This window comes from Pseudonocardia nantongensis, from assembly GCF_046546495.1.
GTDB lineage: Bacteria > Actinomycetota > Actinomycetes > Mycobacteriales > Pseudonocardiaceae > Pseudonocardia > Pseudonocardia nantongensis.
Genome location: NZ_JBKGXT010000012.1, coordinates 92,423 through 118,695, shown reverse-complemented (window position 1 = coordinate 118,695; position 26,273 = coordinate 92,423). Strand labels below are relative to the sequence as shown.

General features: G+C 72.1%; 20 protein-coding genes. 4 read left to right on the top strand and 16 right to left on the bottom strand.

Annotated features, from left to right (window positions below):
• Positions 1-361 precede the first annotated feature (361 nt).
• Positions 362-1,180 (top strand): hypothetical protein, encoded by an 819-nt coding sequence (locus ACLFMI_RS14805; RefSeq protein ID WP_410948422.1) that lies wholly within the window; start codon positions 362-364, stop codon positions 1,178-1,180.
• Between the two features lie 254 nt (positions 1,181-1,434).
• Here the strand turns inward: ACLFMI_RS14805 and ACLFMI_RS14800 are convergent, their stop codons facing one another.
• Positions 1,435-1,953: a translation initiation factor IF-2 gene (locus ACLFMI_RS14800; protein WP_410948421.1), complete on the bottom strand. Its 519-nt coding sequence runs from the start codon at positions 1,951-1,953 to the stop codon at positions 1,435-1,437.
• 410 nt (positions 1,954-2,363) lie between these two features.
• On the opposite strand from ACLFMI_RS14800, the gene mobF reads away from it, so the two are divergent.
• On the top strand, positions 2,364-7,028 hold the full coding sequence (gene mobF / locus ACLFMI_RS14795; RefSeq protein ID WP_410948420.1) for a MobF family relaxase: 4,665 nt from the start codon (positions 2,364-2,366) through the stop codon (positions 7,026-7,028).
• 75 nt (positions 7,029-7,103) lie between these two features.
• On the opposite strand, the gene ACLFMI_RS14790 is transcribed toward mobF, so the two are convergent.
• From ACLFMI_RS14790 to ACLFMI_RS14780, 3 genes are all read right to left on the bottom strand, one after another.
• A complete protein-coding gene (locus tag ACLFMI_RS14790) occupies positions 7,104-7,880 on the bottom strand; it encodes a hypothetical protein (protein WP_410948419.1) in 777 nt (258 codons plus the stop codon).
• Between the two features lie 91 nt (positions 7,881-7,971).
• Entirely contained in the window at positions 7,972-8,427 is a 456-nt protein-coding gene (locus ACLFMI_RS14785) for a hypothetical protein (protein WP_410948418.1), read from the bottom strand.
• A gap of 188 nt (positions 8,428-8,615) precedes the next feature.
• Positions 8,616-9,572: a ParA family protein gene (locus ACLFMI_RS14780; protein WP_410948417.1), complete on the bottom strand. Its 957-nt coding sequence runs from the start codon at positions 9,570-9,572 to the stop codon at positions 8,616-8,618.
• Between the two features lie 1,301 nt (positions 9,573-10,873).
• Between ACLFMI_RS14780 and ACLFMI_RS14775 the strand changes: the two genes are divergently transcribed.
• Together ACLFMI_RS14775 and ACLFMI_RS14770 are read left to right on the top strand one after the other, a co-directional pair.
• On the top strand, positions 10,874-11,143 hold the full coding sequence (locus ACLFMI_RS14775) for a hypothetical protein (RefSeq protein ID WP_410948416.1): 270 nt from the start codon (positions 10,874-10,876) through the stop codon (positions 11,141-11,143).
• A gap of 82 nt (positions 11,144-11,225) precedes the next feature.
• Positions 11,226-11,513: a hypothetical protein gene (locus ACLFMI_RS14770; protein ID WP_410948415.1), complete on the top strand. Its 288-nt coding sequence runs from the start codon at positions 11,226-11,228 to the stop codon at positions 11,511-11,513.
• A 463-nt stretch (positions 11,514-11,976) separates the two neighbouring features.
• On the opposite strand, the gene ACLFMI_RS14765 is transcribed toward ACLFMI_RS14770, so the two are convergent.
• The 12 genes from ACLFMI_RS14765 to ACLFMI_RS14710 are packed head-to-tail and all read right to left on the bottom strand — an operon-like array spanning position 11,977 to position 26,272.
• Positions 11,977-13,866 (bottom strand): type IV secretory system conjugative DNA transfer family protein, encoded by a 1,890-nt coding sequence (locus ACLFMI_RS14765; RefSeq protein WP_410948414.1) that lies wholly within the window; start codon positions 13,864-13,866, stop codon positions 11,977-11,979.
• Positions 13,863-15,230, bottom strand: coding sequence for an alkaline phosphatase PhoX (locus ACLFMI_RS14760; RefSeq protein ID WP_410948413.1), 1,368 nt, complete (start codon positions 15,228-15,230; stop codon positions 13,863-13,865). The genes ACLFMI_RS14765 and ACLFMI_RS14760 overlap by 4 nt, the downstream gene beginning before the upstream one ends.
• Positions 15,231-15,283: 53 nt before the next feature.
• Complete coding sequence (locus ACLFMI_RS14755; RefSeq protein WP_410948412.1) at positions 15,284-16,042, bottom strand: hypothetical protein; 759 nt, start codon at positions 16,040-16,042, stop codon at positions 15,284-15,286.
• On the bottom strand, positions 16,042-16,788 hold the full coding sequence (locus tag ACLFMI_RS14750) for a J domain-containing protein (RefSeq protein WP_410948500.1): 747 nt from the start codon (positions 16,786-16,788) through the stop codon (positions 16,042-16,044). The genes ACLFMI_RS14755 and ACLFMI_RS14750 overlap by 1 nt, the downstream gene beginning before the upstream one ends.
• A 56-nt stretch (positions 16,789-16,844) precedes the next feature.
• Entirely contained in the window at positions 16,845-17,981 is a 1,137-nt protein-coding gene (locus tag ACLFMI_RS14745) for a C40 family peptidase (protein ID WP_410948411.1), read from the bottom strand.
• Between the two features lie 8 nt (positions 17,982-17,989).
• Positions 17,990-19,675 carry an ATP-binding protein gene (locus ACLFMI_RS14740; RefSeq protein ID WP_410948410.1) on the bottom strand — a complete coding sequence of 562 codons (1,686 nt, stop codon included), beginning with the start codon at positions 19,673-19,675 and terminating at the stop codon, positions 17,990-17,992.
• Positions 19,672-21,201 carry an SCO6880 family protein gene (locus ACLFMI_RS14735; RefSeq protein WP_410948409.1) on the bottom strand — a complete coding sequence of 510 codons (1,530 nt, stop codon included), beginning with the start codon at positions 21,199-21,201 and terminating at the stop codon, positions 19,672-19,674. The genes ACLFMI_RS14740 and ACLFMI_RS14735 overlap by 4 nt, the downstream gene beginning before the upstream one ends.
• Positions 21,202-21,250: 49 nt before the next feature.
• Complete coding sequence (locus ACLFMI_RS14730) at positions 21,251-23,080, bottom strand: hypothetical protein (RefSeq protein WP_410948408.1); 1,830 nt, start codon at positions 23,078-23,080, stop codon at positions 21,251-21,253.
• Positions 23,077-23,913: a hypothetical protein gene (locus ACLFMI_RS14725; RefSeq protein ID WP_410948407.1), complete on the bottom strand. Its 837-nt coding sequence runs from the start codon at positions 23,911-23,913 to the stop codon at positions 23,077-23,079. Before ACLFMI_RS14725 ends, ACLFMI_RS14730 begins: the two co-directional genes overlap by 4 nt.
• Before the next feature lie 11 nt (positions 23,914-23,924).
• On the bottom strand, positions 23,925-24,248 hold the full coding sequence (locus ACLFMI_RS14720; protein WP_410948406.1) for a hypothetical protein: 324 nt from the start codon (positions 24,246-24,248) through the stop codon (positions 23,925-23,927).
• A gap of 48 nt (positions 24,249-24,296) precedes the next feature.
• On the bottom strand, positions 24,297-25,322 hold the full coding sequence (locus ACLFMI_RS14715; protein WP_410948405.1) for a hypothetical protein: 1,026 nt from the start codon (positions 25,320-25,322) through the stop codon (positions 24,297-24,299).
• The gene (locus ACLFMI_RS14710; RefSeq protein WP_410948404.1) at positions 25,322-26,272 is read right to left on the bottom strand and encodes a trypsin-like serine peptidase; all 951 of its coding nucleotides are present in this window, start codon (positions 26,270-26,272) and stop codon (positions 25,322-25,324) included. Before ACLFMI_RS14710 ends, ACLFMI_RS14715 begins: the two co-directional genes overlap by 1 nt.
• Between the last annotated feature and the right edge of the window lies 1 nt (position 26,273).

The following is a 26,273-nucleotide window of genomic DNA, read 5'->3' as shown; positions in this document are numbered from 1 at the left end:
GCGGCATCCAGTGATTCGGCGCCGGGCTCAGCTGGTTGTCGGGCGGTGTGCGGCGGCCGGCCGGTGGCGTAGGGCCGCTCAAGGCCGCGGCAGGCCGAGAACCCTCGAGGACCCGCCTGGCGGCGGGGCGGATGGGCCTGTCGGCCCTAAAGCTTGAGCACGGCCTCACTCCACATCAAGGGCGCTCCGCAAGCTCCGCGTCGCCTTCGGCGACAGCCCTTCGGGCTGCCCTTGACGTCGAGCCTCGGAGGCCGTGCGACCGCCGCGAAGCGGCAGCGGGGACGACGCCCGCTGCCCCTCACGGGCCGACAGGCCCACCCGCTTGTGCGAACACACCGGCCAGCAAGGGAGCGCAGTCTCGATGGACACGATGACCGACACGACGACGGTGGACGCGGCCGAGGAGATGGGCCAGGTGGCCGACCTGATCGCGGCAGGCGCGACCCGCGAGGCGCGGCGCCGTACCGCACGGGTCGCCGACACGACCGACACCGAGACCCGCGCACTGCTGGGGCAGATCCTCGTCGCCCTGGAGCAGCACCCGACGGTGGCGGTCCCGCGGCTGCGGCACCTGTGGAAGGTCAGCGATGCCGCCGGGCGGGAGTTGGTGGAGGCGTGCGCGCCGCGGTCGGAGCGCCACACCGAGGCCGCACAGCAGGCCGAGCGCGCGGCGCAGGCGAACCGGGCGGAGCGCCGCGAGTACGCCCGCCGCAGGCCGAGCGCGGTAGCTACCCGTCGGGGCACCCCGCAGGCGCGGCGGAGCCAGCGCGCCACGGACAACGACACCGCGACGCGGCGCTACTTCGCCGAGCGCGTGGACCCGGCCGAGGTCACCGACGAGCAGTCCGACTACGACCAGCTCGACTACGACCGCGCGGCCGTGCCGCCCATGCGTGGCCTGCCGTGCGTGGCGTGCGGAGTGGAGCGGGCGACCCGCGACCGGCAGCGCACCCACGACGACGGGATGTGCGAGGACTGTCGCGACAGCGGCACCGCCGGGATGCCGATCCTGCCCGCCACCACCAGCCGCGCCGATGTACTGATCGCCCGCTGCGACCACATCGCCGCCACGTCCGCGACGGCCGCCGAGCGGAACGCGCGCCTGAACCGGGACTGGCGCTGCCTGCAGGCCCGCGACAAGTTCGTCGTATCCGACTGGCACGCCCGCCAGCCCGCCTGACCCGACCAACAAGAAGGGGCCCCGCCACCGGCGGGGCCCCTTCTTCGTGTGTCCGGCAGGCCCAGCGAGTGCGGCTCACACCCGCCACCGGTCCCGCGACCGGATCACGATGCGAGGGCGCCGGCGGACGCGGCGCGGCCGGCGCGCGAGGCGCTCAGGGACCGCGCCGGGCCGAGCGTTCGGCGGACCCGCCTACGGCGGCACAGTGCCTCCCGCGGCCACGGCGACGGGCGACCTGGGTAGCGCGGGCCGGCTCAGGCGGTCGCCCGAGCCGCCGAATCTGTGACCGCTGCGGTGGCCGCCGGATCGGTCGGTTCGGCCGGCGGTGCCGCTGGAGTGGCCGCATCGGTGGCGACGCGCGCCTGCGGCGCGGCCGCGGGGGCGGCAGCCCCGACCGGGGGCCGGGCCTGCCGCAGAAGCGTCCGCACCCGTTTGACCGCGAGCCCGAACATCGCGGCAAGGTCGTCGGCCTTGCGGCCGCCGGCGTGGAACTCGGCGAGGATCTCGCGCTGCCGCGCCTCGACCTCCCCGAGGCTGGCCGTGGCGGCGTCGCGGGCGCGCTGCGCCTGCGACTCGAGGTCCGCCAGTGTGGCGTCGCGCTCGGCGACGATCTGGGCGGCGTCGGCGTCCGCACGCGCGTAGCGCTCGAACGCCTCGTCCTCGCGCCGCCGGCGCTCGGCTTCCTCGGCGTCGAGCCGATCCCGAGCCGCCGCCAGCTCCGCGACCCGGTCCCGGACCTGCCGGTCGTTCTTGGTCCTGTTCTTACCCGCCACTGTGGGCCACCCCCGAGGTTGTCTGACGCTTCCAGCCCGACCGTTCGGCATCCGATCTGCGGGCACATGAACTCTCTGCCCGGCCATCAGATGGTGACCCATGTGCCGCAGTGAAGGCCACCGGTCGGTGTCCCCGAACTACACCCGGCTGCAGCCATCAGCTGACCCGCTCAGCCGTCACTCCAGCTACCTGAGCACTTCCCTGCTCAGTTCTTCCTTGCTCCGATCATCTCAGCCCTCCTCTCTCCACTCTCTGCTCAGTCCACCACGTCCTCACCACTGACTTCTAGATCCTCTTCTTGCTTCCTCTCGTCCTCATCCTAGATCTTCCTCCCATCACTTTCAGGTCATCACACCTATGCATCAAATGATCTTGCAGGTGACGCGGGCCCTCCCGTAGCCTTCTCGCCATGGGCGTCGTGCGAGTGACCGCGATGGCGCCCGGGTCTGTCGAGTACCTGCTCCACGGCTGCGATTCGCGCCCGGAGCAGGCTCCGGAACAGGGTGTCGACTCCCCCGCTGTGGAGGCCGACGGACCCGGTCTCGAACGCTCTCAGGTCCACCACGGCGGCGCCGAATATCTGCAGTCGGCGACCGAACGCGGGGAGCCGGACGGGGTGTGGTTCGGATCCGGTCTCGAGGCACTGGGCCTGCCGGTGCAGGCCGGTGACACGGCCTCTGCGGGGGATGTTCGGGCCATCTTCGGGCAGCTGCGCTACCCCGCGCACGTGGTGCCCGGATCGACCGAGAAGAGCCCGATCTACCTGGGTTCGAAGCCGCGGAAGTTCCGCACGGCGGCGCAGATCGTGGCCGATGCGCTCAAGGCTGAGCCCGAAGCCACAGCCGAGCGCCGGTTCGAGATCGAGACGTCGGCGAAGAAGAACACCCGCACCCCGACGGCCTACTACGACGTGACGTTCTCGCCGGTGAAGTCGGTGTCGCTGTACTACACGGCGCTGCTCGCGGCCGGTGACAACGAGGGCGCGGAGACGGTGCGGGCGGCACACGAGCAGGCGGTGCGGATCGCGCTGGCCTCGGCCGAGGGCGACGTGGCCTATGTCCGCTCTGGCCGCCACGAAGGCCGCGGCCCGTCGGGGCGGACAGTCGGCGAGTGGGAAGCGGCCACGGGGTTGGCCGCGGTCATCTATGGCCACCACACCAACCGGGACGGGGAGCCGCAGCTGCACTCGCACGCCGGGGTGCTGAACCGGGCGGTCACCGTCGATGGCCGGGTGTTGGCGCTGGACGGTCAGGCGTTCCGGCCGGTCAAGGATGCGATGGCCACCGCCTACACCCGCGCCTATCAGCAGCTGCTGACCGAGCAGCTGGGCGTGGTGTTTGAGCTGCGCGCCGACGGTGTCGCCCGCGAGATTGCCGGGATTGACCGGGAGTTGATGGCCGCGGCCAGTACGCGTACGCACGAGAAGGTGCGGCCGCGGGTGGCGGAGCTGGTGGAGGCCTACACCGGTCGGCACGGGCGGGCTCCGGGGTCGCGGGCGAAGCGGGCGCTGGTGGAGCAGGCGGTCAAGGACACCCGCAGGCCCAAGTCCGGGTTGGCCGGTCCGGTCGCGGTGGCGGCGTGGGCGGCCGGGGAGCGTGGCCGGGCGGCCAAGCTGGCGGCCGCGCTCGACGCTGTCGACGAGCAGGTGATGGCCGCAGCGGCCACCGGCGGCCACCCCGGCACGGCCACGATGACCGCCCCGGACGGGATGACCGGCCACACCCCCGGCCGCGAGGCCGCCCGCCTGGTGCTGGCCGAGATCGATGCCTTCCACACGGCCACCGCGCAAGCCGTCGACGGTCACCCGGCCACCGCTCGGGTGGCCGCGGTCGGCGAGATGGCCGTCGACCGTGGCCTGTCAACGCTGGGATCTACCGTCGACCAGGCGCTCGTCGCCGGGGTCGCCGACGTGCAGGTCAAGTACGCGACCTGGACGGTCGGGAACCTGACCGCGGCCATCGACGAGCGCCTCGGCGACCACGCCGGGATCGGGGTGGCGGCCGAGCAGCGGCCGGCGTTCGTGGCCGCGCTGGCCGGCGCGGTGCTGGATGCACCCGGCCGCTACGGGCTCGTGCAGGTCTCGGCCGGGGACCCGGTACCGGTACCGGCCGCGCTGCGTCGCATCGGGCCGGGCGGGGACGGTCGGTCGATGTTCCGCGCTCACATCGACGAGCGCTACGCCACCACTGCCGCGATCGCCGGCGAGGAACGACTGCGCGCCCTGACCCACACCAAGGGGGCTGTGACCGTCGACCCCGAGCGGATCGAGGCGGCCATTGGCGGCCTGAGGTCGCGGGGCCTGTCGGCCGACCAGTCGGCGGTGGTGGCCGGGGTGCTGGGGTCCGGGCGGACCGTGGATGTGCTGGTGGGGCCGGCCGGGACGGGTAAGTCGCACACCGTTGGTGCATTGGCCGGGGCGTGGCGGACCGAGATGGGTGGCCGGGTCCTCGGGCTGGCCACGGCGAAGATCGCGGCGCAGAACCTCGACGGGCTTGGCCTGGAGGGGATGACCACCGCAGCGTTCGGGATGCAGTTCCTCGAGCAGGACACCCGGACTGGGCAGGTGCGCCAGCGGCTACAAGCCGGGGACCTCGTCGTGGTCGACGAAGGCGGCATGAGCACCACCGCAGAACTGATCGAGATCGCCGACCTGGCCGCCGCCACGGGGGCGAAGGTGCTTCTGACCGGGGACCATCACCAGCTGCAGCCCGTCGGGGCCGGGGGCATGTTCGCGCACCTGGCCGAGCAGCCCGGCACCTTCGAACTCGACACCGTGCACCGGTTCACCAACGAGTGGGAAGCTGACGCATCACTGCAGCTACGCGCCGGGGACGTGTCCGCGGTCGCGGCCTACACCGACCGCGGCCGGGTCCGGACCGGGTCGCTGGAGGAGATGGCCGAGCACGCGGTGCGCGGGCATTTGGCCGACATGCTCGACGGCAAGTCCGCCCTGCTCATCGTCGACACCAACCAGATGGCCGCCGAGCTGTCCACGAAGATTCATAAGGAGCTAGTCCGCGTCGGACACGTGGCCCCCGAAGTTCTCACTCGACTGCCCGACGAGACCGAGATCGGGGTCGGGGACCTGATCCAGGCCAACAACAACGACAGCCGCCAGCGGGTCGACCCCGGCCCGGACGGGGAGCACCGTCCGGTGACGAACAAGCAGCGCTACACCGTCATCGGCCGTGACCGGCACGGCCAGCTGCTCGCCCAGGACGAGCACGGCGCGATCGCGCACCTGACGGACGACTACGTTGACGAGCACGTGACGTTGGCCTACGCGCTGACGAACTACGCGGCGCAGGGTGTGACCGTCGACGTCGGTCGCGCGGTCACCGGCCGGGATAGCACCCGTGAGTCGCTGTATCCGGCTATCACCCGCGGCCGGTTGATGAACCTGATCTACCTGGTGACCCAGCAGGCCCCGGACGAGCACGACCAGCGCCGCATCGAGGACACCCCCGCGCAGCGCCTGGCCGACCTGCTCACCCACAGCGAGGTGGCCGAGGCCGCCCTGACCGTGCGCGACAGCGCCGAGCACGACCTGCGCTCGTTCGCCACGATCGGTGCGCTGATGAACCAGGTCAGCATGCGCGCCGCCGGCGACCGCAACGACGACATCCTCGCCGGGCTGCTCACCCCGGAGCAGCACGAGCGGCTGCGCAACGAGTCCGTCTACGGGCGCATGCTCAACAAGGTCTACGCCGCCGAGCTCGACGGGCACGACCCCCGCGCCCTGTTGGTCGAGGCGGTCGGGATGCGCAGCTTCACCGACGCCGATGCGCTGTCGAAGGTGCTGCACTGGCGCCTCGGCCAGCTGCTCGAGGACCGCGAACCCGAACGGGCCGAAGGTACTGCGGAGGCCGGGGCGGACTGGACCACCGTGGCCGACACGCTCGCACCCGGGGAAGTCCGGGACTACCTTCACGCGCTCGGCGACGTCGCGCAGGAGCGCCAGCAGAACCTCGGCCAGGAGATCGCGGCCCAGCCCCCGCAGTGGGCCCTCGACCGGCTGCCCGAGGTCCCCGACCCAGTCGAAGCGCCGCAGGAGCGCGCTGACTGGGAGCGGCGTGCCGGGCTGGTGGCCGCCTACCGCGAGTACCGCGGCATCCCTGACCACCAGGCGTCCCTCGGCCAGGCGCCCCCGCCCGAGCAGCCCTTCGCCTACAGCCTGTGGCGTCAAGCCACCGAGGCCCTCGACCCGGACCCGACCGCGCTGGCCTGGCAGCAGAAGGACACCACCGAGCTCTACCGGGCCCGGGAAGCCTGGGCGCTGGAGCTGTACCGGGCCGACGAGTACGGGCCCCGGGCTGTGGGCGAGGACCTGGCCGCGACCCGGCGTCTCGCCGCGGAGATCCGCGACGACGCCCTGCTGACCCGCGCCGAAGCCGACGCACCCGAGCCCACCGGTGACCGCGATGACCTACTGGCCACCGCCCAGCGCCACCAGGAGCTCGCCGCGACCTACACCGAACAGGCCGACGCCCTCGCACAGGAGTACGAAGCCCGCCAGCAGTGGTGGGAACAGACCGCCCCGCTGCGTGAAGCCGACCAGGCCGCCGCCGTCGAACTCGACCGCCGTAACCTGCCCGCCTGGCGCGATACCACCTTGCCCGCCGAGCAGCGCGGCGAGCAGCTCGAACTACCCGACACCACCGAACCCGCCACCACCCCGGCCGCGGCGGAGCACACAGCCGAGCCGATCACCGCTGACCAGCACAACGACCAGGACCAGGCCGCGGCGCCGGCTCCGGTCGACACCGAGATCGCAGCCGATACCGGCGACTCGACGAGCAGGGCGAAGGAGGCCGTCGAGACGTTGCGGGAGACCGCCCGTGAGAGCGAGCTGAAGCGGGTCCGCTCTGCGCCCGTGCAGGCCCGTGAGCAGCAGCAGCGCGCCGTCCACGGCGCCTACAGCGTCCGGGCACAGCGGGACCAGCTCGACATCGAAGCCGAACGCAACATCCCCGGGCAGCAGCACCACGCGCAGCACGCCCGCGGCCTCGACCACGGCTACGACATCGACTACGGCCACGACGACTACGGCTACGACATCGACGACGACTACTAGCCCGCCCAGACAGGGCCCCCGGCACGGGGCAGGGATCGCCGACGCGCGCACGACGGCGCAGGAGTGGGTGGGGCGTTAACCCGTCACCATGCGGGCCCAGTAGGCCGCGCCGGCCGCACGTAGCTCGTCCTGGTCGGGAACGAGCCCAGCCTCCCGCTGAGCGCGACGCCGCGCCTCCTGCTCGGCAGCCAGCCGCAACGCCCGTGCGTCGGCCAGCACCCGGGTGCCGGTGACGTGCCACGGCCCCGGGCACACACCGCGATCGTTCTCCCCGATGTACTCATGCCACGGCGGGTCGACGATCTCGTAGATCGAGGAGGTGTCGCGCGGGAAGCCCCAGGACACCTCCAACTCCTGCTCCGCCAAGGCCCGCAGCTGGTTCATGTGGAAGCCCTGCGCGGAGGAGTACACGCCTTCGCACAAGTACTCGGGCGAGACCGGGGCCCGCTCCCCCGTCGCCAGAATGGTTGCCGTGGCGCCGACGTAGACGTGGCAGTGCCAACGGGCCTGCTCGAAACCCGGCGTGACAGCCTCGACCACCCCGGCCAGCTCCAACCGAGCAGGCGACAGGATCGAGGTCCGCTCCGGATCCCCGGCCCAACCGCACGACTCCTGGACCTCGCGCAGCAACCGGTTCAGCAGCCCGCTGTAGGCCCGACCCCAGGCGTCGACCTCGTCACCCAGTTCGGCCTCGGCCATGCCGTCGAGCATCACCGACAACGACACCGGCGCTCGAAACAGCACCTCGTGCGCATCCAGCGGCGGGGCCGCGCCCGGGTCGGTGACATCGAACAGCGGGGCCGGCTCGACCCGGGTGGACCCGTACCGGCCAACACGTGCCATCCCGGCCACGACACCCACCTCCTACGCTGGTCACCGGCGCTGCTGCACCCGTCAGTGTAGAGGCCGGTGCCGACAGAGCAGCCGCATTGCGGGGCAGCATTCAGCGCTTGCGGCGTGTCCCTCGACCGAAGGTCGCCGCGACAGCAGCCGCGACGAGGGAGCTGCGTGAGCTCGCGTTAGTTTCCTCCACCAGCCGATCGATGACGGCGAGCTCGTCGGCCGTCGCCCGGAAGGAAAACGGCACCGTGCGCTCCGATGGCGTCGTCGCACGCTGGCGTGTTCGGCTCGGCCGCGCGGAGAACAGACTGTTCGGCGGGCGATCCAGGCGCTGTTGGCGCCGGATCAACTCCGGGAGCTGATGTTGAGCGCGGTCGATCGCATCGAAGACCAGGTCGGCGTTGGTACGGCGGTCGCGCTTGCGCGCCGCGTCGAGCGCATCCCGCAGACCTGGCGCGAGATACACGATCGACTGCGAAGTCGCGGGGGCCGGTCCCTGCTCGTGGGGGGCCTGGTCGCCCTGTTCTTCCTCGCGTGCGGGCTCGGGTTCGGCCTGCACCGACGGCTCTTCAGCGGCGGGTGCAGGTGGCAGGGACTCTGGGGGCGTCTGGGCGGCCGCGCTCGGCCCGCCCTGGGGCTCCTCCGCCGGGTCGGCGGTTGGTGGTTGGGGCTGTCGATGTGGGCGCTGGCCCGGACGGACGAGCCCCCGCGCGGACGCCCCGAAGGCGTCGGTCAGGTTCTGGCTCACTACTGCGCCCCCTTCGCGGCCTCGGGCTCGGCCGTCTCCTGCTCCTCGGTCTCGCGCAAGACCGCCAGTACCTCAAGTGCCAGGTCGCGGTAGTCGCCAGCCACCGAGGCTGCGGTCGCTGAAATGCGCGGGCCGTGGCGCTTGCCTTCCCGCAGCGCCTTCCACCACGCCGGCTGGGCTGCGAGATCCTCCTCCAGCTCGTGCGCGAGGCGCCCCAACCGCCGACCGTTCTGTGCGGTCTTCTCGCTGAATCTGATGAAGGCTGAGAACAGCGGGGACTGTCCGCCGAAGGCTTGGGCGATGTGCTCGCGTACCTCGTCGTGAATGCTCGTGGACCGAACGCCCGTGCCGAACAGCACGGCGCCCAGCAGGCTCAGGCTGGGGTTGTACTGCTTGGCGACTGCGAATCGCCGCGCCACGTTCGCCATACCGTCGAGTCCGGCTTCGTCGCTGCGGGTCGGGATGAGGATCCAGCGCGCGGCGTAGAGGCACAGGTCGACAAGGGTGGTGGCCTCGGGCGGCGAGTCGACGATGACGAAGTCGTAGCTGGGAGCGAGTGGCGCCAGCGCGTTCCCCAGCGCGAGGTTGGCATCGAGCCCCTCACGGCCCATCCGGCCGACCATGTGCGAGACGAGGTCGTCGAGCTCGATGCCGCCGGGCGCGACGTCGAGACCCGCCCGGATACCGGGCACAGGCTCTAGGACACCGCGGCCAGTGATTGCATCGAAGAGGTTGCGGCCATGGTCGTCGCTGGCAGTGTCGCGGTAGCCCAGATCGCGGGCGACGTTCGCCTGCCGGTTCAGGTCCACCAGCAGACAAGCGAACCCGGCCGCGGCCAGCTGGCCGGCGAGGTTAACGGCCAAGGTGGTCTTACCGACTCCACCCTTGTCGTTGACAAGGGCGATCGTTCGAGACAGCGCGGCTGTCCGCTCCACTTCCTCAGCGTGCTTGGCCATTGACTCCCCCGAGCTCACTACGGATCTTTCCACCTCTGCGGTCTCACCCTCCTCCCGCCGCCCGTCATGTGAACGGAGGGAAGCCCCTCCCCCCAGGCAGTTGGTGCGGCGTCATGTCATCCCTGCTGGATTACGCTGACGCTCCATCTCCTCCACGGTGGCTGCCTGGCGGCGTAGCGGGAGGCCATCTTCACGAGCAATGTAGCGGTCTCGCAAGCACCGACACGCTCGCCCTGCGGTCCAGCCGAGAAAACGCAGGTGGCTGCGCTCCCCTGCCCATGCCGGCACGCAGCCAGAGACACGATCGCTTGAAGCGTCGTTGCGACGTGGACATGATCATGCACACGGCCGCCCAGGCCTGCATGCCTCCGCGCGCGACAGCTGTGGTAGCGGCGACGTTGTCATCGTCCCTGCGGGGTAGGCGTCGCCCTCCACATCGGTCTCCCCTGCTTGCAGGCGCGCTCGCGTACAAGCGCACCCACATGAATGTTGAGGAACGAACAGTCATGATCACTGCTTGTGCGGCTATGACTGTCGCAGTTGCCAGCGCGTCCGCCATCACGATTAGTCATACAGCATGGATGTCATAGTTAAGTACTGTGATCAATGCTGTCGCTCCCGCTATCACAATTACTATCAGTTTAAGTGGTGCTGACCTGCTCATACTCTGACTTCACATGGTCATAGTGAGGCTTCACGGCACAAGAAGGCTGTCGCTACAGAGCTTGTTTGTTGGTCCTAGCTTGGCGCGGGTGCAGGTAAGGGAAGCAAGTGTCGTCTACGAGCCGCGGAGGACGTGGACTTGGACCGACGCAGGAGAGGGTCGTGGCTTGTCACTCCGTTCGACGACGCTCCAACTCCGCGAGCCGAGTAGCGGCATCGGTGGTCGGCCGTCGTGCCCGAGCGGGGTGCCGGCGTCGATCTCAGCCTGCTTCACCAACAACCTCGCAGCGTCCGGGTTGCTCTCAACTGCTTGCCGGTGCGAGCGCGACCGGTCGGGTTGCCGAACAGCGAGCTCGCGGAACCGCGTCCGGACATCCAGATCCGGGCGTCGCCCGTGTGTCACCACCTCCGGCACCTGCGCGGGACCGGTGCGGCGCTCGACCCGGCTGACCTGCGGTGTGCCGGGGCCCGGCGGCAGAAGCTACTTCATCATCGGCCGGCCGGTGGAGTTCCGGACGGACCCACGAAGACGGCAGGGCTGACGCGGGTACGGGGCCGCCGCGCGCGCCCAGATCCACAGTTCTGATGACCGTAGTGCTAGCCCGTAACGAGTAGTGCGCTACGGCGACTGGCAGGGCATGACGTATACCTCTGCCAAGTCTGTTCCCGCGCTGGGCATTGCCGCCTGGACCGTGGGTCTGCTCGCGATCCTCACCACCCTCTACTGGCGGACCGGACTCGGGATCGTCCCGGTCGTGGCGCTGGTGCTCTCGATCGGTCTGACCGTGGCCGCCCGCTCGGGCGCCCCGAGCAGCCACCGCACCGCGGCCACGATCACGACCAGCATCGCCGCGGTGCTCAACGCCGGGTTCATCGTGCTGTCGATCGTCGCCCCGGTCGGCGGCTGAATCTATCCCACCGTCGGTCCTGCTCCCGCTCACTCAACTCGGGTGCACGCGTCGGGCGCCTACGCTGAAAGGAGTACGTCTCGTGCAGCCGATCAAACCGGCCGCGATCACCCTGTGGGTCCTCGGTGGCCTGCTCGTGCTCGGCGGACTGATTCGGGGCTTGGCCCCGATCTCGCTAGACGACTACACCAGCTGCGGCCGCGGGTTCACCCCCGGACCGGGGAACACCCTGTTCGACGTGACCGAGGACTGTGCCGCGATCAGCACGGGGCCGCTGCTGGCGACCTGGGCCTTGCTCAGCCTCGGCCTACTGATCATCGCGCTGGCCCTGCACGCTGCGGCGGGGGCCGGGCGGACCTTTTCTGGGTAAGCGAGCTCCGCCCGACGGGCAGGGCCGAGGCCACCAGCAGCATCGGCCCCGCCGCCGGCGTGGTGCTCGACGACGAACCCGTCGATCCGTTCGTGCATCGCCGCGGCCCGCGACGTTGATCCCAAATGCCCGAGTAGCGCACCGTGGTGCCCCAGGTGCCTTGCACGGCTGGCCGAGGGGTGGCTCCAGCACGTCTGGGGCACCGCGGCGGCCCGCGGCACGGCCCGCCGCGGCCCCGCCGGGATGTCTCGGTGAAATCTCAACGCGACCAGCACCGTCGAGCGGGCACGTTGCGCCGAGCACCCCGCACGACCCCGGTTGCCGAGCCCGAGCGCGCCACCGCGGCGGCCGCGACCACGGCCCGAGCCGGCCGCGAGCAGCGGCGCCCCGATCAGCTCGTCCCGAGACCGGCGAGTCTCAAGGGAACGGTCGAGAAGACCTCGCGGTGGTGATGTCGTGATGGTCATCGGGCGGTGGCCTCGGCGGTGTGGGTCTGGATGCGGTAGCCACGGTCGTCGATGGGGATCGACCCGTGTCTGCGGAGGACCTCCACGTCGTGGCTGATCTCGGGGCTGTCCGGGCGTCGGGATACGTCGAGTACGTCGGCGATGAAGCAGGGCAGGCCGCGATGCAGGACCAAGACCTTGCCGGGGGCGAGCTTGCGGATGTCTCCGACCCGCATCACCGGGCTGGTTTCGGTGCTGATGCTCTGTCGGTCGGGGGCGAACAGCCCTTCGAGTTGGACTTGGCGGCGTTGCCGCTCGTGGGTCGCGCACAGCTCGGAGATCCACCCCAGGGTGCGGTCGTCCTTGATACCCCCCCACACGCTGAGGCTGGTGGTGTTGTCGAGAACCTCGCGGTATCCGACGGAGCCGAAGATGCGCTCGAGCTGGGCCAATGATTGGGCCGCCCAGTGGATGACCACGCCGCGGCCAGCGGCGTCGCTGATCACCTGGGCGAGGCCGGGGACGGGAGTGCCGTTGGCGAGCTCGTCGAACACGATGGTCACCGGCGGGTCGACCCGCCGTGTCGGGAAGTCCAGCGCCATCTCCTGCGCCGTGCGCATCCAGTGCTCGGCCAGCGCTGTGAGCACCGGGACGGCCTCGGCCGCCTGCTGCTGGTCGGCGATCAGGAACAGCGACCCGCCTTGGCCGATGAACCGGCGCACATCCAGGCCGCGACCGCGCGGCGGGCTGAGCATCTCCCGCAGCCGCGGGTCGGTCCAGGCCCCGACCACGCGGCGCACCGACATCCACACCGCCGAGGCGGTGCGCGGGTCGAGAGCCATCTCCGCGGCGAGGTTCGCGGCGAGTTCCTTGCGTCCAGCGTCGTGGAGGATCTTCACCGGGCGCGGGTCGGCCGGTAGCCGCCGAGCAGGGCGCGCGCCGTCGGTGCTCGGAGTGGGGGGTTCGGTGGACCAGGCGCGGATGTCGTCAACGTTCCCGCCGGACACGGCGGCCGCGACCAGGTAGGCGGTCAGCACGACGACGGCGCGTTCACGGAACACGCGATCGTTGCCGACGCCGCCGGAGCCGCCGGCCTCGACCCGCACGGCGGCCGCCTCGACCAGGGTGAACGCGCGCCGGTTGGCTTCCTGCTGGTCTTCACAGCCCTCGATCAGCGACCAGCGCAGCGGAGACGGCCACGGCAGCCGCCCGGTGGCGTCGTAGACGACCACCGGGCCGGCGGTGGGTCGCCGCGAGCGGGCCAGCGCCGCGAACTCGACGAGGTCGAGCTTCGTGGTCGAGCACAGCAGCGCGCCGGGGGCATCGAGGACCTTGTGCACCAGATCCATGCGCGACTTACCGGACTGGGTCGGGGCCAGGGTGCCGGTCAGGTTGGTAAACGACAGGCACAGCGAGGTGTCGCGATACCGGTAGAACGGGATCCCGACCTCGGTACCGGCTGCGCTGCGGCGCTCGGACGAACTCAGGCTCGGCCGCGTCCGCTCGGCGCTGCGCCGTGCCGCAGGCAGCGACAGCTCACGGGCCAGCTGCGCTCGGGTGGCGTGCCCGGCCGGGGCCGGGCGCCACCTGCGCCACCACCACCGCGCGACCAGCGCCCCGACCACGATCAGCGTCACCACGACCACGATCAGGCAGCCCACGAACACCGCGGACTGCTCAGTGAGCTGCGCGGCGGCCGACCCGGCCGGGAGCGGGGCACCGAGCCACGAGCGGGCCAGCAGCACGGCGTCGCCGACGCCGAGCACTGTCACCGACCCGGTCGTGAGCAGCCCCGTCAGCACCGCGGCAGCCTCGATCACCACGCCCGTGCCCACTACCAGCCCCAGAGCGGTCAGCGGCAGCGCCAGATCCGCGGATATCGAGCGGGCATCACGGGGGCGGGTCACCGGGTGCTCCTCGTCTCGCGCGTCGCCGCCGCGGCCGACGAGATGTCCTGCTGCCAGGGACCAGTGATGGCGAACAGGACACCCGGTTTCTGGATCCCGGCGAACAGCACCGTCCCGTCGGGGGAGAAGGTGGGGCCGGTGAACTCCGAGCCCATCTGGCTGCGCGCGAGCGGGTAGGCGTCGCCGTCTGCGGTGACGCCGGCCAGGTGGTTGTCGCCGTCGCCGTCGGTGGACACGATCAGGCCGCCATAGGGGGCGGCGACGATGTTGTCCGGGGCCTCGACGGTTTCGCCGTCGGCCTCGGTCGCGAACGTGGTGGTCAACCGCAGCGTGAACTCGGCGGGGTCGTAGAACCAGATCTGGCCGCGGTGCGAGTCGGCGTAGCTGCTGACCAGGTAGGCGCCACCGTCGCTCCACCAAGCGCCCTCCAATTTCTGGGCGCGAGTGATGCCCTCGGCCGAGCGCAGGGGCCCGTTCTCGGCGGCGCGGTCCTCGACCGGCACCCACTCGACCGTGTAGACGGTGTCGACCTGCTCGGCTTGCTCGAGATCATCGACCAGTGATCCATCGTCGTCGGTACACGACATCGCGGCGAGCTCACCGTCGGTGTCGTCGAGCTGTTTCAGTTCCCCGCTACGGCCACGGAACGCCGAGGGCGGCAGCCACCGGTACACCGTGCCGTTCGGTCCTTCGGCGTCCTCGGTGAGGTAAATGACCAGGGTGTCGGGGTCGATGCAGAGGGCTTCGTGGCGGAACCGGCCCAGTGTGGTGATCGGTTGCGGGTCCTGGTTGGCATCGAGATCGTGCGGGTCGACCTCGAACACCCAGCCCTGGTTGTCGTCCTCGGTCTCCTCGCAGGTCAGCCAGGTTTCCCAGGGAGTGATGCCGCCGGCGCAGTTGGTGGAGGTTCCGGCGATCCCGACGGTCTCCCAGAGCAGCTCGCCCTCGCGGGTGGTTTTGATGATTGTGGCTCCGCCGCCGGCGTCGTCGCGGTAGACGAGTCCCTTCGCGTGGGGGACGGCGCCGTCGTCGTCGGGGCCGCCACGGACCTCGTGATTGAGCACGATCAGGACGTCGCCGTCGTCGGCGGCGAAGGCTGCGGCGCCGTCGTGGATGCCGGGGCTCGGGTCGCCTTCGTAAGTGCTGGTCTGGCCGGCTTCGGTGACCACCCGGTAGGAGAAGCCCTCGGGCAGGGCGAGCATCCCGTCCAGATCGTCGAGCAACGGCCCGTAACCGGTGACATCCTGCGTGGGCGCCGCGACCGCGACCGGGGCGGACAGCAGGCCCTGCATCGACCCGAACAGGCTCACCCCGAGTCCGAGCTGCCCGGAGCGGCGTAGCAGCGTCCGACGGTTGATACCCACGGCGATATCCCTCCCTGAACGTGGTTCTACGTTGATCGCGCGGCGACGCGCGGTCACATGGCCAGCGTCGACTCCGACGGCGCCCCGACCTGCGGGCGGTAGGTGGTGATATGCCAGTCGGCGGCGTCGATCGCGGTGTCCGGGTCGGGGTATGCCCCGCACTCCCGCACCGCGGCGAGGACCAGCAGTTCGGTGGGCGCCACGCGCCGGTAGGCGTAGACGCGGTCGTAGTAGCCCCCGTGCGGGGGGTAGCTGCGGATCCCGCCTTGGCCGGTGGGTCGCCCGATCTCGTCCTGCACCGCGCGGGGCAGGATCTCGATCGCGGCGTCGGTCAACCGCACCTCGCCGTGCCCGCACACCGGATCAGTGCTCTGTGGGCGGCGCCAGCGTTGCCCGGTCGGGGGCGGCCCGCTGAGCGGGTGGGCCGCCACGCGCACTCGTCCGCCACCACCGGGCTGCACACCCAGCCGCGGGCGGGCATCGGCGCCCATGCCAAGAGGGATGAGGGCTTCGCGGGCGCGGACGGTGAGCAGCGTGGCCTGGTCGATCCACCAGGCGTCGGTGTCGCGCCAGAAGCGACCGCCCGCATCACGTCGGGTGGTCGGGGCGTAGGCATACGCCGCCATCGGCGCGGTGTCGGCCCACCCGGCCGCGGCGAGTGCTCGGCGGGCTGGTTCGGGCAGCGCCGTCCAGCCAACGGGCCGATCGTGCTGCCAATTGATCCGCGACGGCGTGGGCGAGACGGTCGCCGGCGGGGTGGCCGGGGTGGCGGGTGCGGGCGGGGTCGAGGTGCGGCGGGCGAGGAATCCCATCAGCGCGTCTCCTTCACAGCACGGCGGGCACGGGTGTGCAGCACGGCCCAGACCACGGCGCGCACGCTCCAGCAGGCCAGTCCGACCGTCGCCAGCGCGCCGACCACGGTCGCCTCGACCGGCATGGTCTGCCGCGAGGCGGCAGCGATGTAGGCGACGGCGACGGTGGCCAGCACCGTCACCACAAGACCGACACGGCTGGCCGGCAGCGGCGCGAGCCGCCACACCGTGAGCAGCAACCGACCAACCCGGCGGCGGTGGTCGACCCGCCCGGCCGGCCACCCCGCCGGAAACGGCGCACGCGGCGGCCGGACATACCGGCCGGCCGCCCACGACGGCGAGGCCGCAGGACGCGGCGGCGCCGGCGATGGTGGCGCGGGTGGCTGCGGCGGAAGGTCGGTCGCGTCGTCGGTGACCGGCGTGTAGTCGTCGTAGGGCATCGGTTCGCCGACCGGGGCGTAGTCGTCATACGCCCCAGCTGCGGGCGCGGCCGCGGCCGCAGCGCTGCGGTCCTCGCCAGGCGCGGCGTCGGCACGGGCCGCGTCATAGTCGGCCCGGAGGTCCGGGTCGGCCAGCACCGCATACGCCGCTGCGACCTGGGCAAACCGGTGGCTCGCGTCGGGCGCGGGATTGAGGTCGGGGTGCAGCCGCCGGGCCAGCACCCGATAGGCCCGCCGCAGCTGCTCGGGGGTGGCGCCGCGGCCGACACCGAGGTCGGCATAGAGGTCGCGCTCGGGTACGAGCATGGTCACCGGTTAGCACCTCCCCCCGACAAAGTGGGCGGCCGTCGGTGTCGTGGTGGTCACGGCGCGGCCTGGGCGAGCGCGGCGTCCGGTGCGGGCTGCCCGGCGGGCCCGGCGATGTGGCGGACGTGGGTGATCTCGTCGGTCCAGTCCGCCAGGGGCTGCAGGACGACACCGGTGGACGAGTCGTAGGCGTTGACGACCAGGCCTTGGCCGACGTACATGCCGACGTGGCGCGGGTTGCTCGGGGAGCCGAGGGAGCCGGGGATGAACACCAGATCGCCGGGGGCGATGTTCGCCGGGCTGGCCGGGGTCCCGGCGTTCTTCTGGTTCACCGTCCCGGCGGGAATCGGGACACCGGCGGAGGCCCAGGCGGCGAGCATGAGCCCGGAGCAGTCGAACCCGTCCGGGCCCTTCGCGCCCCAGACATACGGCTTCCCGAGCTGGGCCAGGGCGTAGGTGACCGCGGCCCGCTGAGCGGGGTCCGCGGGCGGGGTGAACCCCGGCGGCAGCTGCTTGGGGTCGATGCCCGACGGGGCCAGCGGGACCCCGGCGCCGCCCTGGTCGGGGCAGGCATACACCGAGGACGCGAGCTGGACGTTCGCGCCGCCGGTGGGGGCCGGGACGGGGTTGTCCGGGCCGACCCAGAACTGGTCGACCAGCGCCGCGGCGGGTTCTTCCTGGGGGGCGTAGCGGTCGGGGAACGCGGAGCGCTGCACGGCCTGGGCGGCCTGGCCCGGTGCCATGGTGGCCCAGCCCGGCAGCTCGACGAGCCGGTCGAGGAAGGTGTCGGTGGCCGCGACGGGGTTGAGGATCTGGGCTGGTGATCCCCAGCCCTGGGAGGGGCGCTGCTGGTAGAGGCCGAGTGAGTCGCGGTCGCCGTGACCGACGTTGACCAGCTGCGCTTCGACGATCGTGGTGGAGATCGCGATGACCGCGGCCCGGCGGGGCAGGCTGCGCTGCACGACGCGGTTGACGATGGTGGCGGCGTTCTCGGTCTGCTCGGCGTTCCAGTCGGCTCCACCGATCGACTGCGATCCGCCGCCGATCCCGCCGTCACCGCCGCAGCCCCCGCCGGGCAGGGCCCCGCCGGTGACGGCGGTGAACATCGCGATCCCCATGCTGGTCACCGCGGCCAGGAACGTCATCACCACCGCCGCTACGGCGAGCGCGATGGTGCCCTTCTTCTGGTCCACGACTCAGGTCACCGGTGCGTAGCCACGCCGTTGCGTCGCCCCGGATCCTGGGCGGCGGCATCGTCGGATGCGGGCAGGGCCGAGGTCGGAACCGCCTGCAGCCTGCGGCCGGCGCCGGCGGGACGGTCAGGATTACTGAACTCGAGTGCTTTCTCGCGAAGGCCGGCGTTGGTGTCGAAGATCGACCGCTCGGTCGCCGAGAGCACCGTCTGGATCTTCATGCCGGGCGAGTTCTCCATCTTCCACAGCGCCCGGCCCGGGCCCTCCATCGCCCAGCCGGTGATCACCGCCTGCTCGCGTTCGGACAGCCCGAGTTCCTCGGCGAGCTCGTCGCCGACCCGCGTGGACTGGCCGAGCAGAATCCGGGACGAGCACAGCGCCAGGAGGTCCTTGGCGATCGAGACCTCCTGCGAGCCGGCGGCGCCGACCGAGAGCAGGTCGGAGGGCTTGTGCATGACCAGCAGCTGGATCTTGCGTTCGGCGCGCGAGAGCCGAAGGTCGGAGTCGACGGCCTGGACCGCGCGCAGCCCGAGGCGCATCTGGCGCCAGACCTCGTCGCGCACGACGATGCGCACGTCGCCGTCGTCCTGGAGGTCGGTGATCATCGACGACCAGGAGCCGAGGCAGGTCAGGGCGACCGCGATCGCCTGATCGCCCCTGCTCCGGAGCAGGGACAGGTCCATCGACTGGACCGGCGCGTCCCAGTCGAGGTCGAAGTTGGTGGGTTCGTCGAACAGCCCGGCCAGTGGGCCGACGACCAGGTTGGACAGGGCGTCGGTGATCTGGCGGGTGTGGTCGACGAACTGGCGGTGCGAGGCGAAGCGGGTGGCCTGCCACAGGTCGTCGTCGGGGTCGGCGAGCTGGGCCACGACCTGCGGGATCGTGATCGGACGCAGCTGCGAGTAGCCGTCCGCGGCGCCCACCAAGCGTCGTAGGACCGTGGAGATGACCAGCTCGTCGGTGACGGTCGGCTCGTAGCCCTGGGCCTCGGCCAGCGCGGTAAGCAGCCGCGTCCAGCGGGCCAGGATCCCGGTGAGCTCCTCGTTCTGGCGCTCGGCGCTCCAGGTGTTCCAGCGGCCCCGTAGCGGGCCGAGGTCGAGGGCGTTGAGCCGGTGCGGGCTCCCGCGCCCGAGCGCGATCGGGGTGATCCCGAGCGAGCGCAGCAGCGGCGTGTACTCGCCCTTCACGTCGCCACTGATCAAGGAGCGGACCCCGAACAGCATCATCCGCAGCATCAGCGCCACGACCGTCGAGGACTTGCCGCGGCCGGGTTCGCCGAACACGACCAGGTTGGGGTTGGTGACCATCCCGCGCAGCACCCACTCGGTGGGATGGACGTAGAACGCGCCACCGGACTGGGTGTCATAGCCGAGGCGGGCCCCGATCGCCGGGACACCGTTCGCCGCGAGCAGCGGGAACAGCCCGCCCACCTCGGCGGTGGTGGCCTTGTAGACCGGGGCCCGACGGCCGGCGTCCACCGCGGCCCACCCACGTCCGGGTTCACGCGGGCCCTGGCGAGGTGCGGTGGCCTGATTGACCCGCTGCCTTCCCCGGCCACGTGGGGCCTCGTCTGTGGGATCGGGATTCGGGCCGGGAGTGTTGGTGGGGATGCCGTCGAGGTCGGTGAACTGAGACAGCAGCTCGCCGGTGCTGCGCGGTACGACCCGGCGGCGGCGCTTACCGAAGATGCTCATGAGTCGAAGGCCCTCTTCTCCCGCGGCAGCCCGATCCCGACCGGGAGAGCGGCGGCGACAAATGCGGAGTCCTGCGCGAGCTCGAGGCGCAGCAGGTGGAACCGGCCCGAGGCGTCGTTCTCCAGCCGGGCGGCGTGGTCCTCGACGTTCCAGTCGGCCGGGACGGTGATCGCCGAGGCGACGGTGAACCGCACGACGGCGTGCCCGGCGGCGACGGCGGCCTCCTGCTCGCGGGCGCCGCGCTGGCGCCGCGAGTCCACCGCGGTGGTGTTGAAGCCGCGCTGGGCCTTCGCGTCGACCAGGACGTTGTTGCGGAACCGGTCGGACTTGACCACCCGGGCGCCGGCGGCGGCGGAGAGGATCTCGTAGTGGATCTGCAGGGTCCGCCGCTCCCCGGCAGTCCGCACGGCGAGCAGCGGGCCCAGTGAGCCGAAGATCGTGCCCGACTCGGGCGGCTGCACGGCGTAGGCGACCGAGGAGTAGCCGTCGTGGTGATACGCGCGCGCGGCCGGTGTCGGGGCAAGCGCGGGCCCGGCCTGCGAGATCGGGAGCCCGACGGTGCCGTCGGGGTCCGGGCTGGTCAGGTGCCGGAACGACAGCCCGGCCGCGGCGGCGGGATTGAACCCGGTCTTGACCGCCTCGGCGACCCCGGTCGAGGACAGCCAGGTCACCGACTGCACCCCGAGCCCCCGCAGCCCGTCCGCGACGCCCTCAAGGAGCCGGTACAGGGCAAACGCCCGGCCGGCGATGCCACCACCGGCGGCCTTGGCCGGGCGCCGCAGTGCCTCCTCGGTGCCGGACACGGTCACGAACAGCTCCGTGCGCACGCTGACCGAGGCGACGTCGCGGTCGATCTCGGCGGTGACCTGGCGGGCCAGGGCGGGTGCGTCGGGGCGTTGGTGGCGGTCGCGCCAGACGGCGTACTCGGTGCCGTCATCCGGGACGGTGCGCACCAGCAGCGAGACCCGGTCGACGACCTCGCGGTGGCCGAGTCCGACCAGCATCGAGCCGAGGCGGGTGGCGAGGCGCTCGCACTCGTCGTCGGAGAGCATCCCGACCCCGGAGTGGGTCAGCTTCGCCGTGGCACCCCACCGTCCTTCGGTGGTGTCGTGGATCAGGCAGATCCGCGAGCCGTGGAACTCCGGGCCGTCGGGGAACTCCAGGCGGGCCAGGACGCCGGGCAGGTCGGGTTCGCCTGCGTCGCCGGCCAGGCCTGCGGCGGCGCGGGACTGCCAGGGAGACCAGCGCATCAGTACTCCTGTCTGGAACATGACCAGGTCGGCCAGCCACCTAAACGCCGGTCGGCCGTGGATCGGGACGAGGATCAGCACGGCGACGATCGCGGCGAACACCGCCCAGCTCAGCGCGGCCGACCACTGGTTGCGCGACATCGCGATCAGGGCCGGGGCGCAGACCCCGATCAGCAGGAACGCCTGGACCGGGGTCATCCCGGCGATCCAGCCGATGCCTTCGGTGTGGTTGAGCCCCCGATACACCCGCGGGCCGGGGGACTGGCTGGTGGTCATCAGGTGTCACCGCTCGTGGTAGTCGTCGTGCCGCCGACGACGGTGCTGCTCATCGGCGGCCGTCCTCTCGGTCGGTGTCGGGATGGGCCGGGGGATCGGGCTCGGGCGCCGGACCAGGTGACGGCGTAGTCGGGGTGTCGGGGGCCGGCGTGGTGGAGGCCCCGTCCGTGCCGGCGTTCGCCGGAGGGGGCTCAGGAGGGCGGGTTTCCGGCCCGGGGTCGGTGCCCGCTCCGGGGTCCGGATGGCCGGCCTCGGGAGGCCCGGGGCCCGGTGGCGGTTCGGGACCGGACCCGCCGCCGCTCTGGGTGTCGCCTGGCTCGACGGGCCCGCTGTCGCTGCTGGGGGGCTGACCGGACCAGTCCGAGGTCGCGGTCGCCCCGCCGTAGGCGCCGCTGGCGGCCGAGCCGATCTGCCCGCTGCCGGCCCCGGCCGCGGGTGCCGGGCCGGGGTGTCCGATGCCGGTCTGGGCCATCTGCGACGAGCCGTATCCCCCCGCGGCCTGTCCGGCCGCCTTGGTGGCCAGGTAGCCGCCGACCGCCGCGGCGGCGACGGCGCCACCGGCGACCCCGGCACCGGCCGCTGCACCGCCCGCGGCCGCACCGCCACCTGCCGAACCGCCTCCAGCGGCGCCACCAGCGGAGCCGCCTGCCCCGGCGCCACCAGCACCCGCGCCGCCGGACGTTGCGCCGGTCGCGGCGGTGCTGCCGCCGAGCTCGCCCCCGGCGGCGCTACCGCCGCCGGAGCTGCCGCTGCCGATGTCGTAGGCCTTCTGCGTCGCCCGCGCGTTGTTGATCATCTCGCTGGTGCCGTTGTCCCCACCCGGCTCACCGCCACTGCGAGACCCGCCGCCGGAGCGCACCGCCATCCCGGCACCGGTGCCCGGGTCGACGAAGGCCAGCAGCCGGTAGAGCACCATCGGGCAGAACAGGCTGATCAGCAGCACCGCCGTGCCGGCCAGCAGCCCGGCCACCCCGTCGGTGCGGGACATGATGTTCACCCCGATCACCACGACCAGTGCCAGCGCGGGCTTGAGCAGCACCGCCGCCAGCAGCCAGCGCACGACCCGCCAGAACATCGACGCCGTGGAGTCGGAGATCAGACATGCCGCCGCGATCGGGATGGTCGCGATCAGCACCATGATCGCCGCGGCGCGAAAGATCATCGCCAGGGCGAAGCCGAGCGCGGCCGGGATGACCCCAAACAGGGCGGCGATACCCAGGATCATCGACCGGACACCCTCCTCGATATCCTCGCCGAGGTCCGGGTTGTCGCCGAAGCGGTCGGCGACCGCGGGGTTGTCCAGGATCGCAGTAAAACTGCCCTGCTCGCCCAGGTTGCTCAAGAACAGCGTGGTCAACCCGTCGGCGCCGGTGAGCAGGGCAGCGACCGCGCCGGTGGTCACCGCCAGGGCGATGCCGAACTGGGCCGGACCGGCGACCGCGCGGAACATGCCCCCTCCGCCGCGCACCGCGACGGTGGCCAGCTGGTAGAAGAACAGGCCCAGCGCGATGAGCGCGGCCAGCCAGATCATGGTCGACCACAACGAACCCAGATCCACCGCGCTCTGCGCGCCCTCCGGCGGTGCCGGTGGGGGAGTGGCGCCAGGGATGGCGTCCGGGTTGTCGGCGTCGTTGCCGGTCAGGTCGCCCGGCGTGACTTGCGAGACCTTGTCGGCGAGGTCGAATCCGCCTTTGAGCAGCCAGATCGCTGAATCCCACACCGCTTGCATCGCGGAGCTGAACGCCGACTCCGCGATGGATCCGGCGAAGTCGCCGACCAGGCCGCCGCCGCCACCGCCATCTCCACCGCCTCCGGCCCCGCCGGGTGGGGCGGGGTCCTGAGCAGGCAGGTACCAGCTGGTCGTGATGAGGCCGGTCATCGGATGATGTCCCGGTAGCCGACTGCGACGGCTTCGTCGCTGCCCGGCCAGGTAGCCGGGGCGACCCATGCGCGCGGCCCCGATGCGACCAGCCATTGATCGCCGACGCGGCGCATCGGCAGGCAGTTGCCCACCCCACCGGTGGCCACCCGGCCCTTGTAGTCGGTGACCAGCTCGCCGAGCACACACGCCACGACGTAGCTGCCGTCGTCGGTGCTGCCCTTGACCAGCGCCGAGGTGGGATCCCAGGTGATGGTCGCCCGGGTCGCGCCGGTCCGGGGCATGTTCGCAGCCCGCCGGAAGGCGACCAGGTCCTGCGAGGCCGGGGTCTGGGCGGCGGGTGCTGCGCCCGGCTCGGCCATCGAGTTGTAGGCCTGTGCCCAGACCTGCGGATCGGCACCGGCGAACCCGACCCGGGTCAGCTCGACCACCTGAGCGATCGCGCCCTGCTCGGTGTCCGGGAACCCAGTCGGCACCAGCACCCCGGACACCTGCTCGGGCTCGGGCAGCGTGATCGGGGCACCCGCGCTGCGCGTCGACAACGTGTGCGGCAACGCGGCCTGGTCAGGAACCTCGAGCATAGGCGCACGCGCCAGGGCAGCCTCAGCCTCCGGCCCGCTCCCACCCCCGGTACTGCCGGCGGCCCCAGGACCGGACGGGGCCGGCGGGCTCTGGTAGGTCGAACTGGGTTCGTCATCGCCGAACATGCCGGTCAGCGACACGACCACGCCGACCAACAGCGCCAGCACCAGTACCACCGCCCCGGTGAGGATCAGCAGCGCGCGCCGCCGCCCGTCGAGGCCGCCGCCAGCAGGCGCCCGGTCTGTGTTCATCGAGGGCGCCATCAGGCCGTGGACGCCGCGAACTGGCTGACCAGGGTGTAGCCGAGGCCAAACAACAGGGCCAGGGCGAGGCTGCCGACGATCAGCCGCGCACCGAGACGGCCGGAGCCGTGGTGATCCCACAGCCGGCCCGCGGTCGCGGCGACGATCCCGCCGAAGAACAGCCCGAGGATGCAGACCCCGGCGATCCAGCGCAGGTAGCCGACGACACGCTGGATCGCGGGCGCCCCGGGCGGGGCCTCGGCTCCCGGGTTCGGGATGTCCTGAGCGGGCAGCAGGTGAATCTGGGTGAGCAGCGTGTCGGCGAGCAGGTGGGGGATGGACATCAGGGGTGCCTCCGCGGGCGGATGGGGGTTCGGCAGGTGGCGGGGTGGTCAGCGGCGTCGTGGGGAGCTGATCTGGCCCCATGAGGCGAGCAGCGGGCGGAGGGCGTCGATGGCGCGGTCGGGGCTGGGATCGTCGGTGACTCCGGCGATCTCCCAGCTGCGTTCGTGGGGGACGAACAACGCCTCGTCGATCAGCGCGGCGACCCGCGGTCCGGCCGCGCCGGCGACGCCGGCGGGCCACTTGCGGGCGCCGTTGACCACCAGCTGATAGATCGGGGTGGCCACCCCGCGCTGCACCCACGGCTCCAACCGGGCGAGGAGCTGCTCGGCCTGGCGCAGCGACGGCCGGGTCGCGCGCACGACCAGGATCGGGCGCTGGGACGGCAGCCCCCGGCGCAGCCAGCCCCCGGCCCCGTAGACGGGGGTGGCGGCGGCACGCCAGCCGCCGTGACCGAGATCGACCACGGTAGTGTGCAGCGGGTCCGGTGCCGGATCCGGGAGCCAGTCCGGCGGGATCGGCACCATCCCCGGAGTGATCGCCGGCAGCCCGGTCTCCAGGCGCGCCACCAGCGCGTTCTCTCGCCAGCTGTAGCGCACCGAGACCTGGGGGTTGACCGGGCGGACCCACGGCCCTTCCTGCGACGGGGCACACGCCAGGCCGGAGCGGGCGGGGTCGTCGGCGTCGACGAGCAGCGCACACCGTTGGTCGAGCTGCAGAGCATCGGTGATTGCTGCGGCGACACAGGACGCGCCGGCGCCTGCGGAGCCGGCCAGCACTGGGACCAGGGCGCCGAACGCCGCCCACGACACCGGGCGGGTGTCGGGAAACTCGGTACGCGCACGCTCCTGCGCCGCCTCGGCAGCGGCACCGAGCTCGGCGGCAGTGTCAGCGGCGGCGGGGCCGTGCCCACCGGCGGCCGCGGCCGCGGAGGCGACATCCACGATGGCCTCGTTATCGACCGAGCCCAAATGAGGGGCGCGCGAGCGCGCCGCGGCGCCGAGCCGATGGTTGAGCTCGAACGGGCTGCGCGGCACACGGGCCGGGCCAGCTCGGTTCTGTTCGGCGGTGGTCATCAGCTGCCTCCTCGTGGGGCGATCTGGGCAGACATCGGGTCGGTACTCGGACTGGGGGCCGGCGCAGTGGCGGCCAGCGCGGCGGTGTCGGCGGCGTCGTAGATCTGCTTGGCCGCCGGGCCGAAGCGGGGGGAGACCAGGTGGGTGTCGTCGCCGCCGGAGACCACGCCGACGACCTGACCCCGGCCGCTGTCGGCGTCGGGCCCGGCCAGCCAGGGCCCACCCGAGGCGCCCTGGGTCATGTCGCAGTCCAGGGATCGGATCTCGCTCGGCTTCGGGCTCTCGGGGCGGGTGAACGCCTCCACGGCGCCGGTGCCGACGCAGCCGCGCAGGGACTGGCCGTCGTAGCTGCCCAGCGCGGGATAGCCCAGCGCGGCGACCTCCACCTGGGGCGGGGTGGAGAACGAGATGCCCTGGGCGCCGAGGACCTGTTCGGGCAGCACACCGTCGCGGGGCAGCACCGACACGAACGCCATGTCGACGTCGGCGGCGACGTCCTCGATCGGGGAGTTCGCCTCGGTCCAGGCCGGCGGGACGTAGGCGGTGTCGACCTGCCAGCGTCCGTAGGGCTCTTCACCGGCGGCGTAGCCGGGGATGAACGTCGCCCCGTCGACGCGCCAGGCGCCGTCGAGCCACACGCAGTGCGCGGCGGTGGCCAGCAGGCGGCGGGACTGGGAGGCGACCACGGAGGCCGAGCACTGGTGGCGGCCGCCGTCGACGACCAGCACCCCGACCGACGAGGCCGACAGACCACCCACGACGGGCCCGGCCTGCCCGCGCACCGGCGGTGGAGCCATCGGGGACCTCGGGTCGGCCGACCCCCACGGCACGACCGACCCGAGCCCCACCACCCGACCCCCTTGCGGGGCGCCGGAGGACCACAGCACGACCGCCAGGGCCACGGTCATCACCGCGGCCACCGACACCGTGCTCCACCTGCGGATACGCATC

Bases quoted from the DNA above. Each gene is read 5' to 3' on its own strand.
- ACLFMI_RS14750 (WP_410948500.1), bottom strand. From the start codon at position 16,788: ATGCTCGTACCCGAGCGCGACCTCTATGCCGACCTCGGTGTCGGCCGC.
- ACLFMI_RS14710 (WP_410948404.1), bottom strand. From the start codon at position 26,272: ATGCGTATCCGCAGGTGGAGCACGGTGTCGGTGGCCGCGGTGATGACC.
- ACLFMI_RS14720 (WP_410948406.1), bottom strand. From the start codon at position 24,248: ATGTCCATCCCCCACCTGCTCGCCGACACGCTGCTCACCCAGATTCAC.
- ACLFMI_RS14740 (WP_410948410.1), bottom strand. From the start codon at position 19,675: ATGAGCATCTTCGGTAAGCGCCGCCGCCGGGTCGTACCGCGCAGCACC.
- ACLFMI_RS14805 (WP_410948422.1), top strand. From the start codon at position 362: ATGGACACGATGACCGACACGACGACGGTGGACGCGGCCGAGGAGATG.
- ACLFMI_RS14725 (WP_410948407.1), bottom strand. From the start codon at position 23,913: ATGAACACAGACCGGGCGCCTGCTGGCGGCGGCCTCGACGGGCGGCGG.
- ACLFMI_RS14730 (WP_410948408.1), bottom strand. From the start codon at position 23,080: ATGACCGGCCTCATCACGACCAGCTGGTACCTGCCTGCTCAGGACCCC.
- ACLFMI_RS14780 (WP_410948417.1), bottom strand. From the start codon at position 9,572: ATGGCCAAGCACGCTGAGGAAGTGGAGCGGACAGCCGCGCTGTCTCGA.
- mobF (WP_410948420.1), top strand. From the start codon at position 2,364: ATGGGCGTCGTGCGAGTGACCGCGATGGCGCCCGGGTCTGTCGAGTAC.
- ACLFMI_RS14715 (WP_410948405.1), bottom strand. From the start codon at position 25,322: ATGACCACCGCCGAACAGAACCGAGCTGGCCCGGCCCGTGTGCCGCGC.
- ACLFMI_RS14755 (WP_410948412.1), bottom strand. From the start codon at position 16,042: ATGGGATTCCTCGCCCGCCGCACCTCGACCCCGCCCGCACCCGCCACC.
- ACLFMI_RS14775 (WP_410948416.1), top strand. From the start codon at position 10,874: ATGACGTATACCTCTGCCAAGTCTGTTCCCGCGCTGGGCATTGCCGCC.
- ACLFMI_RS14735 (WP_410948409.1), bottom strand. From the start codon at position 21,201: ATGACCACCAGCCAGTCCCCCGGCCCGCGGGTGTATCGGGGGCTCAAC.